Origin of the sequence: Actinotalea lenta (genome assembly GCF_030586465.1) — a bacterium.
Lineage (GTDB): Bacteria > Actinomycetota > Actinomycetes > Actinomycetales > Cellulomonadaceae > Actinotalea > Actinotalea lenta.
The window spans coordinates 344,099-360,498 of record NZ_JAUQYP010000002.1 but is presented as its reverse complement, the minus strand read 5'-3'; the positions used below and the strand labels follow the sequence as shown (position 1 = coordinate 360,498).

At 74.0% G+C, this 16,400-nt stretch carries 15 protein-coding genes and 1 pseudogene; 5 read left to right on the top strand and 11 right to left on the bottom strand.

The genetic code is table 11. The features are described 5' to 3' along the window. Positions 1-2: 2 nt before the first annotated feature. Positions 3-806, top strand: coding sequence for a histidinol-phosphatase (gene hisN, locus Q6348_RS15500; RefSeq protein ID WP_304602295.1), 804 nt, complete (start codon positions 3-5; stop codon positions 804-806). Positions 807-836: 30 nt separating this feature from the next. Here hisN and Q6348_RS15495 read toward each other — a convergent pair whose 3' ends face one another. The 3 genes from Q6348_RS15495 to Q6348_RS15485 are packed head-to-tail and all read right to left on the bottom strand — an operon-like array spanning position 837 to position 3,161. After that, entirely contained in the window at positions 837-1,298 is a 462-nt protein-coding gene (locus Q6348_RS15495) for a DUF6912 family protein (RefSeq protein ID WP_304602294.1), read from the bottom strand. Positions 1,299-1,302: 4 nt separating this feature from the next. Then, positions 1,303-2,523 carry a CpaE/TadZ family protein gene (locus tag Q6348_RS15490; protein WP_304602293.1) on the bottom strand — a complete coding sequence of 407 codons (1,221 nt, stop codon included), beginning with the start codon at positions 2,521-2,523 and terminating at the stop codon, positions 1,303-1,305. Beyond that, positions 2,520-3,161, bottom strand: coding sequence for a hypothetical protein (locus Q6348_RS15485; RefSeq protein WP_304602292.1), 642 nt, complete (start codon positions 3,159-3,161; stop codon positions 2,520-2,522). The genes Q6348_RS15490 and Q6348_RS15485 overlap by 4 nt, the downstream gene beginning before the upstream one ends. Positions 3,162-3,267: 106 nt before the next feature. Here Q6348_RS15485 and Q6348_RS15480 point away from each other — a divergent pair, with 106 nt between their 5' ends. Further along, the gene (locus tag Q6348_RS15480; RefSeq protein ID WP_304602291.1) at positions 3,268-3,540 is read left to right on the top strand and encodes a helix-turn-helix transcriptional regulator; all 273 of its coding nucleotides are present in this window, start codon (positions 3,268-3,270) and stop codon (positions 3,538-3,540) included. Positions 3,541-3,650: 110 nt separating this feature from the next. Here the strand turns inward: Q6348_RS15480 and Q6348_RS15475 are convergent, their stop codons facing one another. Further along, entirely contained in the window at positions 3,651-4,181 is a 531-nt protein-coding gene (locus tag Q6348_RS15475; RefSeq protein WP_304602290.1) for a hypothetical protein, read from the bottom strand. A gap of 77 nt (positions 4,182-4,258) precedes the next feature. On the opposite strand from Q6348_RS15475, the gene dinB reads away from it, so the two are divergent. The 3 genes from dinB (at position 4,259) to Q6348_RS15460 (ending at position 6,937) form a co-directional block, all read left to right on the top strand. Then, on the top strand, positions 4,259-5,509 hold the full coding sequence (gene dinB, locus Q6348_RS15470; RefSeq protein WP_304602289.1) for a DNA polymerase IV: 1,251 nt from the start codon (positions 4,259-4,261) through the stop codon (positions 5,507-5,509). A 118-nt stretch (positions 5,510-5,627) separates the two neighbouring features. Beyond that, entirely contained in the window at positions 5,628-6,422 is a 795-nt protein-coding gene (locus tag Q6348_RS15465) for a LysM peptidoglycan-binding domain-containing protein (RefSeq protein ID WP_304602288.1), read from the top strand. A gap of 29 nt (positions 6,423-6,451) precedes the next feature. Next, a complete protein-coding gene (locus tag Q6348_RS15460) occupies positions 6,452-6,937 on the top strand; it encodes an Rv3235 family protein (protein WP_304602287.1) in 486 nt (161 codons plus the stop codon). 5 nt (positions 6,938-6,942) lie between these two features. Here the strand turns inward: Q6348_RS15460 and Q6348_RS15725 are convergent, their stop codons facing one another. The 7 genes and pseudogenes from Q6348_RS15725 to mtrB all read right to left on the bottom strand — a co-directional run bounded on the left by Q6348_RS15725 (position 6,943) and on the right by mtrB (position 16,399). Next, positions 6,943-7,074 carry an SEC-C metal-binding domain-containing protein gene (locus Q6348_RS15725; RefSeq protein WP_434062013.1) on the bottom strand — a complete coding sequence of 44 codons (132 nt, stop codon included), beginning with the start codon at positions 7,072-7,074 and terminating at the stop codon, positions 6,943-6,945. Positions 7,075-7,338: 264 nt separating this feature from the next. Continuing rightward, a pseudogene (gene secA / locus Q6348_RS15455) lies at positions 7,339-9,801 on the bottom strand (preprotein translocase subunit SecA); the annotation flags it as partial. Between the two features lie 356 nt (positions 9,802-10,157). After that, the gene (locus Q6348_RS15450) at positions 10,158-11,420 is read right to left on the bottom strand and encodes a winged helix-turn-helix domain-containing protein (RefSeq protein WP_304602285.1); all 1,263 of its coding nucleotides are present in this window, start codon (positions 11,418-11,420) and stop codon (positions 10,158-10,160) included. Between the two features lie 36 nt (positions 11,421-11,456). Beyond that, positions 11,457-12,095, bottom strand: a complete 639-nt coding sequence (hpf, locus tag Q6348_RS15445) for a ribosome hibernation-promoting factor, HPF/YfiA family (protein WP_304602284.1) — start codon at positions 12,093-12,095, stop codon at positions 11,457-11,459. A 185-nt stretch (positions 12,096-12,280) separates the two neighbouring features. Further along, on the bottom strand, positions 12,281-12,997 hold the full coding sequence (locus Q6348_RS15440) for a ComF family protein (RefSeq protein WP_304602283.1): 717 nt from the start codon (positions 12,995-12,997) through the stop codon (positions 12,281-12,283). Between the two features lie 61 nt (positions 12,998-13,058). Then, the gene (locus Q6348_RS15435) at positions 13,059-14,738 is read right to left on the bottom strand and encodes an LpqB family beta-propeller domain-containing protein (RefSeq protein WP_304602282.1); all 1,680 of its coding nucleotides are present in this window, start codon (positions 14,736-14,738) and stop codon (positions 13,059-13,061) included. After that, on the bottom strand, positions 14,735-16,399 hold the full coding sequence (mtrB, locus tag Q6348_RS15430) for an MtrAB system histidine kinase MtrB (RefSeq protein WP_304602281.1): 1,665 nt from the start codon (positions 16,397-16,399) through the stop codon (positions 14,735-14,737). The genes Q6348_RS15435 and mtrB overlap by 4 nt, the downstream gene beginning before the upstream one ends. Position 16,400: the final 1 nt, after the last annotated feature.

The window sequence follows — 16,400 nt, the reverse complement described above, 5'->3', positions numbered from 1 at the left end:
GCATGAGCCCACCCCAGGCACGCCGGTACGACGACGACCTGCGGCTGGCGCACGTGATCGCCGACCAGGTCGACGGCCTGACGATGAGCCGGTTCCGCGCCCAGGACCTGCGTGTGGAGACCAAGCCGGACACCACGCCGGTCACCGACGCGGACCGCGGCGCGGAGGACGTCGTGCGCGCGCAGCTCGGCCGAGCCCGGCCGCGGGACGCCGTGCTCGGCGAGGAGATGGGGCTCACCGGTCACGGCGCGCGCCGGTGGGTGGTCGACCCGATCGACGGCACGAAGAACTTCGTCCGCGGCGTGCCGGTCTGGGCGACGCTGCTGGCCCTCATCGACGACGGCGAGCCGGTCCTCGGGCTGGTCAGCGCGCCGGCGTTGGGCCGACGCTGGTGGGCCGCCTCCGGGTCGGGGGCGTGGACGGGGCGGTCACTCGCCGCGGCGACCCAGCTGCACGTGTCGGGCGTCCGTGACCTCACGGACGCGTCGCTGTCCTACTCGTCGCTGACCGGCTGGGAGGCGACGGGCCGCCTGCCCGGGTTCCTGCACCTGGCTCGGACGGTGTGGCGGACCCGGGCATACGGAGACTTCTGGTCCTACTGCCTGGTGGCCGAGGGTGCGGTCGACATCGCAGCCGAGCCGGAGCTCGCGCTGCACGACATGGCCGCCCTGGTGCCGATCGTGGTCGAGGCCGGCGGCCGGTTCACCTCGCTGGACGGCGAGCCCGGTCCGTTCGGCGGCAACGCCGTGGCCACCAACGGTGCCCTCCACCAGCTGGTCGTGGACCTGCTGCAGCCATCACTGTGACCGACCGCCCGGCCGGCGGCCGGCCACGCCTCACTCGTGGCCGGCGGCCAGCCGGGCGAGCTCACCCACGTCGAACCACAGCAGGTCCCGGTCTGCCAGCCGGTCCGCGGCGTCCTCGTCACCGGCCAGAGCGGCCGTGACGTCCTCGGCGGCCGCCACCTCGTCGACGTGCGCGCACGCGACGTCCGACCATGGGACCGCCGTCAGCAGCCGGACGGCGCTGGGCGCCGCGTCGTCGTCTGCCAGGGGCGCCACGGCCTCCTGCGGGACGTCTGCGGCCACGACCACGCGACGCAACGGCGCGTCCGGGCGTTCGCCCAGCAGGTCCAAGGAGTCGTCGGCGGCGAGCAGCTGGGCGGCGAACTCCAGGCCCTCCTCGTCCTCGTCCGGCAGTGCGGCCCGCAGTGCGGGGGTCACGGCGTGGACGACACGGGCCACCAGCCCGTCGGGGTCGCCGAGCTCGGTCACGGTCGCAGGCAGGTAGATGCGCACGGCCTCAGTGTGCCGCGCCGGCCACCACGCGCGAGCGCAACGCTCCGGCGAGCTGTGCGAGCGCCTCGGGCAGGACCGAGCCGCGGCCCACCTCGCCGGGCAGACGCCCGGCGAGCACGGCCGCGTCGCAGGTGCCGGGGTCCCAGGGCAGCAGCTGCACGTCGGTGACGCCCGCGTAGCGCGCCAAGGCGCCCCGCACGGCCTCCACGGGCCGGTTGCCGGCGACGCTCGCCCGGACCTTGGACACGGCGACGATCCGCTCGGCGGCCAGATCGAGGTCGTCCAGCTCCATCAGGCCACGGACCAGGCGTTGCAGCCCGATCGGGTCGGCCGCGCCCACGGCGATCACGACATCGGCCTCGGCGAGTGCGGACAGGGTGGCGCCGTTGCGCTGCGGCGCGCGCGTGTCGTAGCTCAGGGCCTCGTCGCGCTCGAGGCAGAAGCCGCAGTCGACGACCACCCACGGGTCCAGCTGCCGCGCCACCGTCCAGACCTCCTCGAGGTGCGCCGGCGCCAGCTCGGGCCACCGGTCGGCCCTGGTGATGCCCGAGAGGACGCGCAGCCCGGGGGCGACCACCGGGGTCAGGGCCCCGAGGGCCAGGCGGTCCAGTCGCCCGGTCGCGGCGGTGCGGCAGGCAGCGGCGATGCCCGGCGCCTCGTCGAGCATGCCGATCGCGGGCGCGACCGTGCCACCGTACGGGTCGGCGTCGACCAGCAGGCAACCCTCCCTGGCCAACGCCTCGGCGAGCCCGAGGGCCACCGTGGTCCGCCCAGGGGCTCCGGTCGGACCCCACACCGCGACGACCCGCCCCGGGGCCCGGGCAGGCTCGGGCACACGCGCGATCGGTGCATCCGGCGCCCCGGGCCCGGACTCACCACGGCCCGACACCCCGCGGACCGCGCCGACGATCTCCTCGGGTCGGTCGCCGGGCGCGACCGCGTCCCCGCCCAGCCGAGCACACCGCCCGGCGTCCCACCCGACGGCGTCGTCGGACAGGACCACGACCCACACCTGGGAGCCGTGCAGGTGCCGCACCGCCTCGCGGTCGAGCCCGGGCAGGTCAGCCGAGATCACCGCGACCCGCCCGTGGCCCGCGGCGGCGGAGGACAGCAGCTCGGCGAGATCCGCGCACCGCCGGGCGACGGTCAGGCCCCCGGCGGCGGACAGCGCACGGACGACGGCGGTCTCGCCCGCACCCCGGACGGCGCACAGCACGGCCGTCACGACGCGGGCACCACCCCGGCCACCGGGACGACCTCGACCGAGCCGTCGGCGGCCAGCGCACCCAGCACGTCGGCAAGCTGGTCGACCGGCACCTGGACGTGCACGGTCACCGAGCCGCCGACGGACAGGGCGCCGCGTGCATCCGTGACGTCCACGACCGTCAGGCCGCCGGCGAGCTGGTGCGGCACCTCGTCGCCGTCCCCGGCACGCGGCACGAACCACAGGTCCACCACCGAGCCCGCGACCACACCGGTCGGCACGGCCGTTCGCGGCGTGACGGAGACGGTGCGCAGGTCGAGCGCGGCTGCGGGCGCGACGGCCGCGAGCGGCACGATCTCTCCGGGTCCCACCGCCCGCACCGCGACGAGGTGGTCCTCCTGCTCGCGGTCCGCGCGCAGGTACAGCGCCCCCGCCTCGGCGAGGCGCACCTCCCGGACCGTGAGCGCGCCCGGGTCGACCTCGTCCCCCGGCACCAGGGCGCGCGGCGTGGCGAGCACGGGCACCGTCCGCCCGGCCGTCGCAACGGCGTAGCCGCCCAGCGCAACCGACAGCGCCACCAGCGCCAGGCCCGCGAGCAGCCGTGGGTCCCGCCACCCGGGCCTGCGCAGCCGGACCGCTGCCGGACTTTCCGTGGTCATGCCTGCCCCCTCCGTGTGCCACGCACATCATGCCGGGTATGCCGGGTACGCGTGGGGGGTTGTGGACGGCTCATCGCGCCAGCCGATGCCGTGCCAGACTGGCGCCGTGCCACCGAGGTTCCTCAAGCTCCCGGACGTGTGCGAGGTGCTCAACATCTCTGCGTCCCAGGCCTATGCGCTGGTCAACTCCGGAGACCTACCGGCGATCCAGATCGGCGGTCGCAACCAGTGGCGCGTGGAGGCCGACGCGCTGGAGGCCTACATCCAGCGGATGTACGCCGAGACCCGGCAGCGCATCGAACGTGAACGAGACATGGGAACCGCCGAGGTGGCGCCAGACGGCCGGGGCGACGAGGACGGCGGCCAGCACGACGTCTGAGGCGCCGGCGCGGCCCGCGGCGGGTGCGGGGAGCCCGCACCCGGCGACCCACGCGGCGAGGGCGCCGTCGGGTCCCGGCACCACAGCCCCGACGACCGGCGGCGCGGCCCTCAGGCCCTGGTGAGCACGTCGATCAGCGCGGTCGCCACGGCGCGTCGGTGCCCGGTCGGTCGCAGGGTGTCCGCGGCCACCGCTGCGAGGTCGACGTGGTCGGACCCCACCGCGTCCACGCGGCCGACGAGGACGAGCCCGGCCGCTCGCACCCGGACCACGGTGCGGTCCTGGGCCAGGCCACGCAGCACATGACCGAGGCCGAGCCGGGAGAGCACCGCCCCGGCGCTCGGCTCCACGCGGTCGGTCAGGCCACCGACCGCCACCGCCGCCGCGGTAGGGACGAGGTGCTCGCGGGGGCCGTCCGCCAGCAGGAACCACGTGGGCCCCGCGTCGCTGACCGCACCGGAGACGCTCGAACCGTCCCGGAGCAGCACGTCCACCTGTCCGGACTGTGCCCGGAGGCGGTCCACCACCCCCACGGTCGCACGCTCGACCCGGGTGCGCTCGGCGATCTCGTCCACGCGGTCCGCCACCGCGGCGGCATCCAACCGAGCCTCGAGATCAGCGAACAGGGCATCCCAGCGCACAGGGACACGCTAGCGGCGGACAGCCGGTCGAACCTCAGACCGTGCGAATCGAACAGGTGTTCGACTATCCTGGAGCCATGGGCCCGGGACCCACGATCCTGCACGCGGACCTCGACGCGTTCTACGCCTCCGTCGAGCAGCTCCTCACGCCCCAGCTGCGCGGCCGCCCGATCGCGGTGGGCGGCAGCCCGAGCGGCGGCGTCGTGCTCGCGGCCTCCTACGAGGCCAAGGCCTTCGGCGTCGCGGGCGGGATGCCCGGGTGGCGCGCAGCCCGGCTGTGCCCGGACCTGGTGTTCGTGACGGGCCACGTCGAGAAGTACCAGCCGATCGCCGACCGCGTGATGGACGTGCTCGCGGACGTCACCCCGCTGGTCGAGCGGATCTCGATCGACGAGGCGTTCTGCGACATCTCCGGTGCGCAGCACCTGTTCGGCGACGCCGCTGCGATCGGGGCACTCGTGCGACGCAGGGTGCGGCAGGAGGTCGGGTTGCCGATCTCGGTCGGCGCGGCGCGCACCAAGCACCTCGCCAAGATCGCCTCCCAGGTGGCCAAGCCGGACGGCCTGGTCGTGGTCCCGCCGGGCGGCGAGCGGACGTTCCTCGACCCGCTGCCCGTGGACCTCGTCTGGGGCGTCGGGCCGGTCACGGCGCAGCGCCTGGCCGCACGCGGGATCCGGACCATCGGCGACCTTGCGGCGACGCCGTCCCCGGTCGTGGAGCGGCTGCTGGGTCACGCCGTGGGGCACCGGCTGCACGCGATGGCCGTGGACGAGGATCCGCGCCGGGTCGCCGGCGGGCGGCACGCGCACTCGGTCGGGGCCCAGTCCGCACTCGGGCGCCACCGGCCCACGCGCGAGCTGGTGCGGGCCACCCTCGCCCACCTGGCGGACCGGGTCAGCCGCCGCCTTCGCGAGGGCGGGCGGGCCGGGCGCACCGTGACCGTGCGGGTGCGGTTCACCGCGATGCGCTCGGTCACCCGGTCGCTGACCCTCACGCAGCCGGTCGCGACGACGCTGACGCTCACCGAGGTCGCGGAACGCCTCGCCTGGTCGGCGATCACCGACCAGGCCGGTGCGGAGATCACCCTCCTGGCCGTCTCCGTGTCCCGGCTCTGCGACCAGCGCGTGCTCCAGCTGGAGCTCGACCTCGACCCTCCGGACCCGTGGCGCCCCGGCTCACCCCCGGGTGCGGCCCGGTGGGCCGTCGACGCCTCGATGGACGCGATCCGGACCAGGTTCGGCCGCGACGCGGTGGGCTACGCCCCGGCGCTGCTGACCCACCGCGGCATGCCAGACGAGTTCCGGGAGCTGGCGGAGCACGAGGTCTGACGCGGCACCGCCCCGCGACGGCTCCGTCCACAAACCCACACATGACGGGCCGAGTGCGGCTAACCTGCGCCTCATGCCTCAAACGAGATCAAACACGATCAAGTCGGGACGCCTCTCATTGACGCGAGCAGTCGCGGCGTGGGCGCTGGCGCTCGCGGCCGCCACGGCGCTGACGCGCGCGCTCGTGAACGCGGCGCCGCGGACCGCCACGATCGACGAGCGCGTGGCCACGGCCGTCCTCGGCCTGGGAACGGCTGCGGCACTCGTCCTGGCGGTCGGCATGACGGCCGTGCTGCTCGGCGCCGTGTCGGGCGCCGTCGGCCGGAGGTGGGTGGCCGTCGAGCGCGTGGGCGCCCGGTTGACCCCGCGCGGGCTGCGCCGCGTCCTGGTGGTCGGGATCAGCCTGGGCCTGAGCGGGTTGTCCGCGCCGGCGCTGGCCGAGACCCCGCCGGACCTCGGATGGCAGATCACCGCGCAGGCCCCCGATCTGGTCGACCAGCCGCTCGGCCGGCGAGCGAGCTCCCCGACCGCCGCGTCGGCCTCCGCTGAGGGACCCACCGCCCACGGCGTCCCGACCGCACACCCGGTCCCGGCCCCGCACACCTCGACGACGCCGGAGCCCCAGGCGTCCGGACGACCGGCACACCCGGTCTCGGCAACCCGGCCGACGCCCGCCGGCGCAGCCACCACACGGTCGGCCACGCAGGCCGCGGAGCGCGCGAGGGTCACCGTGCGCCGCGGGGACTGCCTGTGGTCGATCGCTGCCTCGCACCTCCCGCCCGGGGCGTCCGACGCCGAGGTCGCCGCCGCCTGGCCCGCCTGGTACGCCGCGAACCGCGCGACGATCGGTCCTGACCCGGGTCTGCTGCTGCCCGGGCAAGTGCTCGTGCAGCCCGTGGGGGAACCGGCGTGACCGGGGCGACGACCCTCGCGGTGCCGCGCGTGAGCACGGCGATCCGCCGCCCCCACCTGCTGCTGCCCCCGGTCTGCGAGCCCCGCACGCAGCCCGACCCGCGCGAGGTCGTGCTGCGCCACCCGGTGACGCGTTCCGTCCTCATGCCCGCGGCCGAGGAGGACTGGCCCGTGCCCCCGTCCGACCCCACAACCCGGACCCGGTTGCCCGATCCGGCCCCGATCGCCGGCGCGATCGTCCTCGCAGCCGTCGAGGCGCTGTCCGGCACGCGCCCGGTGGCTCAGCTGGCCCGGTGGCTGGCACCCGAGGTGTTCGACCAGCTCAGCGCACGCGTGGCCGGCGCGCCGCCGCACCGCCGGCGCGCCACCGTACGGTCCACCCGGGTGTACCGCGTGTCACCGCGCGCGGCGGAGGCGTGCGTCGTGGTGCACGACGGCGCGCGGGTTCGCGCCGCTGCCCTCCGCCTCCAGGTCCACCGGAGACGGTGGCGGGCCACCGTGCTGCAGATCGGCTGACGCGCTCAAGCCTCGTTCTTGCCGTGGCAGAGCTTGTACTTCTTGCCCGACCCGCACGGGCACTGCGCGTTGCGCGGCGTCCCGGGGTAGGTCTGGCCATCCTTCTCCGGCGACTGGGCGCCCTGGTCTGCGCGCACCTCCGGCGCTGCGTCACCGTCCACGCTCGGCGCGGAGTAGGACAGCGGCACCCGCCGCTCGGGCCCGTCCAGGCCCTGCGCGATCAGCGTCGGGGTGGCCCTCCGGGCCCGGGTCGGGGCAGCCCGGCCAGCCGGGGGTGCGCCGGGCGCCTCGCCCGGCTCCGGCGCCGCGCGCTCCTCGACCGGCCCCGCGGGAGCAGCGGCCTGGACCTCAGCCGACGGCTCCGGCGCGCCACCCTCGGCCTGCTCCCCCTCCTCGGCGACCTTCACCTCGAGGTTGAACAGGTAGGTGACCGACTCCTCCTTGATCGCGTCGTTCATCGCCTCGAAGAGCTGGAAGCCCTCCCGCTGGTACTCGACGAGCGGGTCGCGCTGGGCCATCGCCCGCAGGCCGATGCCCTCCTTGAGGTAGTCCATCTCGTACAGGTGCTCGCGCCACTTGCGGTCCAGGACGCTGAGCACCACGCGCCGCTCGAGCGTGCGCATGTTCTCCTCGCCGATCTCCTCCTCGCGCGCGGCGTAGGCGATCTTCGCATCGGAGGTGATCTCCTCGATGAGGAGCTCGGGCGTCAGGCGCGGCAGCGAGCCGGCCTCCTCGATCACCTCGTCGGCGGTGATCGACACGGGATAGACCGCCCGCAGGGCCGTCCACAGGGCGTCCAGGTCCCACATCTCGGGGGTGCCCTCGGCCGTCGCCGCCTGGACGTAGCCGGTCAGCACGTCGGCGACGAAGTGCTGGATCTGCTCGGCCATGTCCTCGCCCTCGAGCACCCGACGGCGTTCGTCGTAGATCACCTCGCGCTGGCGGGACAGCACGTCGTCGTACTTGAGGACGTTCTTGCGGATCTCGAAGTTGCGGGCCTCGACCTGCGACTGCGCGCTCTGGATGCCGCGGGTGACCATCTTGGACTCGATGGGCAGGTCGTCGGGGAACCCGGCCCGGTTCATCATCGACTCGGCCAGCCCGGAGTTGAACAACCGCATGAGGTCGTCGGTCATCGACAGGTAGAACCGGGACTCCCCCGGGTCGCCCTGTCGTCCGGAGCGTCCGCGCAGCTGGTTGTCGATGCGCCGTGACTCGTGCCGCTCGGTGCCGAGCACGTACAGCCCGCCGAGCTCGAGGACCTCCTCGTGCTCGTCCGCAACGGACTTCTGGGTGGCCGCCAGGACCTCGGGCCAGGCGGCCTCGTACTCCTCCGGCTGCGCGGCCGGGTCCAGACCGCGACGGGTCATCTCCTCCACGGCCATGAACTCGGCGTTGCCGCCCAGCATGATGTCGGTGCCGCGGCCGGCCATGTTCGTCGCCACCGTGACCGCGCCCTTGCGGCCGGCCTGGGCGACGATCGACGCCTCGCGCGCGTGCGCCTTGGCGTTGAGCACGTCGTGCGGGACACCCTGCTTGCGCAGCAGCTTGGACAGGTACTCGGACTTCTCGACGCTGACCGTGCCGACGAGCACGGGCTGCCCCTTGGCGTGCCGCTCGACGATGTCCGCCACGACGGCGTCGAACTTGGCCTCCTCGTGCTTGTAGACGAGGTCCGACTGGTCGGCGCGGATCATCGGCATGTTCGTCGGGATCGGCACCACGCCGAGCTTGTAGGTGCTCATGAACTCGGCCGCCTCGGTCTGGGCGGTACCGGTCATCCCGGCCAGCTTGTCGTAGAGCCGGAAGAAGTTCTGCAGCGTGATCGTGGCGAGGGTCTGGTTCTCCGCCTTGATCTGCACGCCCTCCTTGGCCTCGATGGCCTGGTGCATGCCCTCGTTGTAGCGCCGCCCGGGCAGCATGCGCCCGGTGTGCTCGTCGACGATCAGCACCTCGCCGCTCATCACGACGTAGTCCTTGTCCCGCGTGAACAGCTCCTTGGCCTTGATGGCGTTGTTGAGGAAGCCGATCAGCGGGGTGTTGAGGGACTCGTAGAGGTTCTCGATGCCGAGGTAGTCCTCGACCTTCTCGATCCCCGACTCCAGCACACCGACGGTGCGCTTCTTCTCGTCGACCTCGTAGTCCTCCTCGCGCTTGAGGCGCAGGACGAGCTTGGCGAACTCGGAGTACCACTTGTTCGCATCGCCGGACGAGGGACCCGAGATGATCAGCGGGGTGCGCGCCTCGTCGATGAGGATCGAGTCGACCTCGTCGATGATCGCGAAGTGGTGGCCGCGCTGGACCAGGTCCTCGGGGCGCCAGGCCATGTTGTCGCGCAGGTAGTCGAACCCGAACTCGTTGTTCGTGCCGTACGTGATGTCCGCGGCGTACTCGACGCGGCGCTGCTCCGGAGTCTGCCCGGACAGGATGCAGCCGGTGGTCAGGCCGAGGAACCGGTGCACGCGCCCCATCAGCTCGCTCTGGTAGCTCGCCAGGTAGTCGTTGACCGTGACGACGTGCACACCCTTGCCGGTGAGCGCGTTCAGGTACGACGGGAGGGTCGCGACGAGGGTCTTGCCCTCACCGGTCTTCATCTCCGCGATGTTGCCCTGGTGCAGGGTCGCGCCGCCCATGAGCTGCACGTCGAAGTGCCGTTGACCCAGGGTGCGCTTCGCGGCCTCGCGCACCGCGGCGAACGCCTCGGGCAGCAGCGCGTCGAGGTCCTCGCCGTCGGCCAGCCGCGCGCGGAACCGATCGGTCTCCTCGCGCAGCTCGGCGTCGCTCAGCGCGACGAAACCGTCCTCGAGGGCGTTGACCTGGTCGGCGATCCCGGCCAGGCGCCGCAGGACCCGGCCCTCACCCATCCGCAGGATCCGGTCGAGAAGTGGCACTCTCGCTCCATGGTCGGCGGTGCCGCGCACCGGTCGGCACGCGACGAGGCCGCCCCGGCACCCATCGCTGCCGTTGCGGACCAGCAGCCATGGTAGGCGCAACTCGGGCCCCGACGACGTCGCGGACGCACAGCGGACCCCACCACCGCCTGTCGGGACTCGCGAGCCGGGTGCCAGGTGCGCGTCGACGGGGTCGATGGCCCCGTGCGGGACCCGGCCCAGGTGTGGTGACCGCGGCGGCCCGCCGGGTAGCTTGGCTTAGGCCGGGGGTGGTGGCCCGCGCGCGAGCCGCACCGGGGCTGAGCCGTCGGTCACGACGCCGTCGCCCGCTACCGCCCGACCGCCGTCCCCAGCTCGGCGGCGAGCGGCCCCACCAGGTCCCCGTGCACCTGGTCGCCGAGCTCGACGCCCGCCAGACCGAGCCAGTGCGCCAGGAGCGCCAGCTCCGCGGCGAGCGCGGCCGCGACCTCGCCGGGCGACGGGACCACACGGTCGTCGTGCTCCTCGCGGTGGGCCGCCTGCACCAGGAGGACGCCGGCCCGGCGGTCCGCCTTGAGGTCGACGCGAGCGGCGATGCGCTCCCCCAGCAGGAACGGGAGCACGTAGTAGCCGTGCACCCGCTTGTCCCGCGGCGTGTAGATCTCGATCCGGTACCGGGTCCCGAACAGCTCTTGCAGCCGCCGACGCTCGAAGACCAGCGGGTCGAACGGGGACAGCAGCGCGGCGCCGGTCGCCCGGCGCGGCACCGTGGCGTCGCGGTGCCGATAGGCCGGTCGCGCCCACCCGCGGACTCGCACCGGCACGAGCACGCCGGACTCGACCAGCTCGTCCGCGGCGGCCGCTGCCCGCGCCGTGCTCATCCGGAAGTAGTCGGCCAGGCACCCGACGGTCGCCACGCCGTGCGCCCGCGCCGCGATCTCCACCAGGGCGCGCACCGCGTCCGCCTCTGCGGGCTCCGGGGCTGCCAGGACGTCGGGCGGCAGGACACGTGCAGGCAGGTCGTAGCGGCGCTCGAACGACGTGGTCCGGCCCGCGACGGCGACCTCGCCGACGAAGAACAGCCGCTCGAGCGCCCGCTTGGCCACGGACCAGTCCCACCAGCCACCCCCCGTGTGCGGGTGGTGGTCGGCGAACCGCGCGTGCACCTGGCAGGCCGTCACGGGCCCCTCGTCACGCACCATCCGGCGGACCTCGTCCAGCTCGCGCGCGTGCTCCCGGACGAAGCCGTCCCGTTCCCCCCACCACCGGTCCCGCCAGGACCGCCGCTGCCACCCCAGCATCGGCCACGTGCTCGGCGGGACGTAGGACGCCTCGTGCGCCCAGGCCTCCACGAGGCGACGGGGCCGCCGTCCGGACGCGCGGTCGATCAACGACACGTCGTAGGGGCCGAGTCGGGAGAACGCCGGCATGAGGTGAGCCCGGGCCAGCACGTTGACCGAGTCGATCTGCAGCAGGCCGGTGCGCTCCACGACCGCCATGAGGTGCCGCATCGACGGACCGTCCCCGGCGCGCGGCCGCCGGGGACGGTCCAGGCCCTGGGCACGCAGCGCGGTGCGGCGCGCCTGGGACAGGCTCAGCTCGTCGGGGGCCACGAGGTCATGGTGCCGTGGACCACCGACACGCGGGGCTCAGACCGCGGCCGCGGGCACGGCCACAGGGGCGTCGAGCCGGATCACGCCGTAGCTCCAGCCACGGCGCCGGTAGGCGACCGACGGCAGCGACGTCTCCGCGTCGACGAAGAGGAAGAAGTCGTGCCCGACCATCTCCATCTCGTAGAGCGCGTCGTCGAGGCTCATCGGCTCCGCGTGGTGCAGCTTCTCGCGGATCACCACCGGCGAGTCACCCCAGGGCATCTCCACGGCGCCGTCGGCCGTCACCGTGGGCTCGGCGCCGACCTCGAGGGTCGGGGGCTCCTCCTCGACCGCCGGCTGGGCCGCGAGGTCCGGCAGTCCGGTCCCCTTGCGGCGGTCCTTGTGCCGGTCCCGGGCCCGCCGGAGCCGCTCCATGAGCTTGGCACTGGCCAGGTCGAGCGCGGCGTAGGGGTCGTCCGCGGACGCCTCCGCCCGCACCACCGGCCCCTTCCCCCGAACCGTCAGCTCCACACGCTCGCTCGTGCCGGACTGGCGTGGGTTCTTCTCATGGGTGATCTCGACATCGACGCGCTGGGCGCGGGGTGCCAGCTGGGACACCTTGGCCAGCTTGTCCTCGACGTGGCGCCGGAACCGGTCCGAGACCTCGGCATGACGTCCGACGACGGCGATCTCCATGGTGCAACCTCCAGGGGTAGGGCGGACGAACCGTCCAGGGGGGAACGACGGTGAGACCCTCATGGGGCGGACGGCAGGCACCACCCCCCACACGCTCGGGGCCACGCCTGCACGGCGGGCCAGACACGTACAGCCCCGCCCCGGGTCACCCGACCCGGTCTGCGGAGCTGCTCCATGTACTGACGTTAATCCTGTTCCTGCCCAGGGTGAAGCGCTGGGCGGGTGATCCCCGGCGTGGCGGCCACCGCAACGGCTCCCACCACCAGGACGCCCGCCCGGGCGAGCACGTCTTCGCAGGCCGCGAGCGTGGCGCCGGTGGTCACGACGTCGTCGACCAGGAGGTGCGGGACGTCCGCGTCGGCGTGTCGCAGTCGGAACGCCGTGGCGTTCCGGCCGCGCGCCCGGGCTCCCAGGCCCACCTGGTCACGGCCGCCGTAGCGGCCGACCGCTCGGCTCACCGCGGCCCTCGGTGCTGCGCCGAGCTCCGCACACACCCCTGCCGCGAGCGCTCCCACCAGGTCCATGCCGCGCCGGCGCACCGCGGCCGCGCGGGAGGGCACCGGGACCACCCGCAGGTGTTCCACGCCCGCCAGGGCCTCGGCTGCCTGCGCCGCGGCGCTGCGCACGGCGGCGACCATGACGTCGGTCAGGTCGGCGCGGCCGCCGTCCTTCCAGGCGGGCACTGCGCGACGCACGGGACCGGCGTAGGACCCCGCGGTCCACACCGGCAGCGGCGGGCTGCCCTCCGCGCGCGCCAGCCGGGGCAGGGCGTCCTCACGTCGCCCGACCACCCTGAGGTGCTCCGCGCAGCCCTCGCACCACGGCACCTCCGCTGTCCCGCAGCCCGCGCAGCACACCGGCAGCACCAGGCCGAGAACCTCCTGGAGCAGCCGGGTGCGCACCCGCCCATCCTCGCCACCGGCCCGGTCGATCGACCGTCATGCACAACCGGGCCCGGGCCGGTCAACCCGGGAAGACGGGATCCTGCACACCCGAGGCGACCGGCACCCACGCCGCACCCTGCCGCCACAGCAGCTGGCCGTCGGAGTCGGCGAGGTACAGCGCCCGCGCGCCGCGCCCGGCAGCGATCGTGACCGTGCCGTCGACCAGCGGCAGCGGGTCGGTCTGCCCACCCACCGGGACCATGTGCGTGGTCGGCACGACGAGCGAGCCGCTCAGGCCGAGCACGGCGAGGGTGCTCTCGTCCATCCACTCGACCTGGCTCGCACCGTTCATCGACTGGCCGACCTGGAACGTGGGGCCCAGCCGCTGGGGCCGCCCGGACCCGTCCCGCAGGATCGCTGCGACATCGATCACGGGACGCCCGTCATCCCCCTGGTGGACGACCGCGATCCGCGAACCGCTGCGCGCGACGGCGATCGAGATCACCTGCGAGCCCGCCAACCAGTCGGCCGACACCGGGACCGCGTCACCGGACGCGGACACCGCCACCAGCCCAGGCTGGTCGGACCGGGCGGTCCAGATCCAGTCGAACCGGTCGATCGAGGGCGACAGCAGGTTGGGACCCGCCAGGATCTGCACGGGGGGCGAGCCGTCGGCCGGCAGGCGCAGCAGGCGCGTCCCGTCCACGACGACGACCCGGACCTCGCCGTCCTGCGACAGCGCCGGGTCGGCCGCCCCGACAGGCAGGGGCGCCACACCCTCCACCGGGGTGAGCTTGTCCCCGTCGAGCACCTGGAGCGCGTTCCCCGCGATCACGTACGGGCCGGTGTCGGGCTCCGGGTTGCGGACCATGTCGGTGCGCCCGGTGGCCTCCCACGGCTTGCCGCCGCCGGCGGACACCTCGACGGAGGACACCACCGCGGGCAGCCCGCTGAGGGTCGCGGTGAGCTGGGCGATGAGCAGGTTGCGCTGGTCGGCGTTCGCCGTCCCGGCGGCCGCGCTCAGGTCCACGGTCGCGGTCTGGTCCGCGCCGATCTCCACGCCGGCCGAACCGAGCCGGGTCCCCTCCGGAGCCCCCGACACCACCGCGTCGCGCAGCCACGGCGAGGGCCCGGCCAGCAGGGCGCGGGCCGCCGCGCTGGCCGCCCCGCTGGCCGGCACCCAGCGCACGTCGGGGACCAGGTGCGTCGCGTCCTTCGAGGCGAAGTACACCGGGACCTGGCGGTAGTACGTCGTGAAGTCGATCGAGGACATCACCACGACGTTCTGCAGGCTGGAGATCCGCCACTGGCCGTCGACGTTCTGGGTCAGCTCCATGGCGAGCTCCTGCTCACCGCCGGGCGGGGCCTCGGTGTACACGCCTGCGTCGTCCAGGGAGCCCTGCACCGGGACGCGCACCACGACCTTGCCGTCGCTCTCGGGGTCCACCGTCAGCTTGCCGGTCGACGGGTACACCAGCAGCTGCGAGGTCGGCACCCAGGTCGAGGCGGCCTGGTAGGTGAGGTACTTGCGGGCGCCCACGAACTGGTCGGACAGTCCTGCCGCACTCGCAGCCAGGAACCCGTAGACGATCGTCTCCGGGGTGCCGTCCCGCGGCGGCTCCATGGCCACGGGGATCGGCGGGCCGGGATCGTTCAGGGCCACGTCGCCCGTCTGGATCGGGCCGGACGTCGGGATCGCCGCGCAGCCGGCCAGGCTCACGGCACAGGCCAGCGCGAGGGCCCACAACCGGTGTCTCACGGCGCCTCCAAGGGGTCCAGGTCCGGGACCGCGGCCGGGCCGAGCCGGTCGGTGGGCGCGACCTCACGTGGTTCGCGGGGTGGCGCCAGCGGCAGCGGGGGGTCCCCGATCGTCAGACCGGCGCGCAACGGCAGGGTGAGGCGGAACACCGCACCGTGCCCCTCCCTGCCCCAGGCCTCCAGGCGTCCGCCGTGCAGATGGGCGTCCTCGATCGAGATCGCCAGACCCAGCCCGGTGCCCCCGGTGGTGCGGGCCCGCGCGGGGTCGGCGCGCCAGAACCGGTCGAACACGTGGGCCACCTCCTCCGGGGTCATGCCGACGCCGTGGTCACGCACGCTCACCGCGAGCGCGCGGTTGTCCTGCGCGAGCCGGACCTCCACCGGCCGCGCCTCGGCGTGCTCGATCGCGTTGACCAGGAGGTTGCGCAGCACGCGCTCGACGCGGCGCGGGTCCACGTCTGCGACCACTCGCTCTGCGGGGAGCTCGACACGCAGCCACACGCCCTTGCGCTGCGCCAACGGTCCCGCCTGCTCGATGGCCGTGGTCACCACGTCGCGCACGTCGACACTCTCCGCATCGAGCATTGCCGCGCCCGCGTCGAACCGGGAGATCTCCAGGAGGTCCGCCAGCAGCTCCTCGAACCGGTCCAGCTGGGTGGCCAACAGCTCGGCGGAACGGGCCGCACCTGCGTCCAGGTCCACGCGCGCCGCGTAGAGCACCTCGGCTGCCATCCGGATGGTCGTCAGCGGGGTGCGCAGCTCGTGCGAGACGTCGGACACGAACCGGCGCTGCATGCGCGACATCTCCTCCATCCGGCCGATCTGGTCCTGCAGCGAGCCGGCCATGTCGTTGAACGAGCGCGCCAGGGTGGCCATCTCGTCGACGCCCTTGACGGTCATCCGCTCCGAGAGGTGCCCGTCGGCGAACCGCTGGGCAACCCTCGCCGCACCGCGCACGGGGCGCACCGCCTGCCGGGTCACCAGGAAGGTCATGACGCCGATCAGCGCCACGAGACCGGCCGCCGCAGCGGCCAGCACCTGCTGGACGAACGCCAAGGTGCGTTGCTCGGCTGCGAGGCTGTACAGGAAGTACAGCTCGTACGTACCTGCCGTCGGCACGTTCACCAGGGAGCCCACGAGGATCCCCGGGTCGCGAACGCCGTCAGGCTGCGGGATCGCGACCGACATCCAGGTCTGCTTGTCGGAGGACTGCACCGCCGCTCGGAGCTCGGGGGTGATCAAGCCGGTCAAGGCCTCGTTGGTGACCTGGTCGTTCACCAGGATCGGCGAGTCACCGGGTGCCCGGCGCAGGAACACCTCCGGTTGTCCCGAACCGCTGGACTGGAGACGGTAGACGAGGTCCCGCATGAGGGCACTGACCTCCGCCGGCGTCGGGGTTCCGGCGGCGTTGAAGTTGCTCTGCGCCTGCTGGGCCGCTCGAGCGCTCTCCTCGAGGAGCTGACCCACGCGCTCGTCGAAGAGCCCGTCGCGGATCCACCCGGACAGGTACCCGCCCAGCACGAGCAGCGCCACCGTGCCCACGACGAGGGTCGAGGTCACGACACGGATCTGCAGCGACGCGCGCCAACGGTGCACCCCGGACCGGAACGCGCCGAGGGTGCGCCACCAGCTGAGGCGCACCGTGCGCCTCAGCCTCGGCACG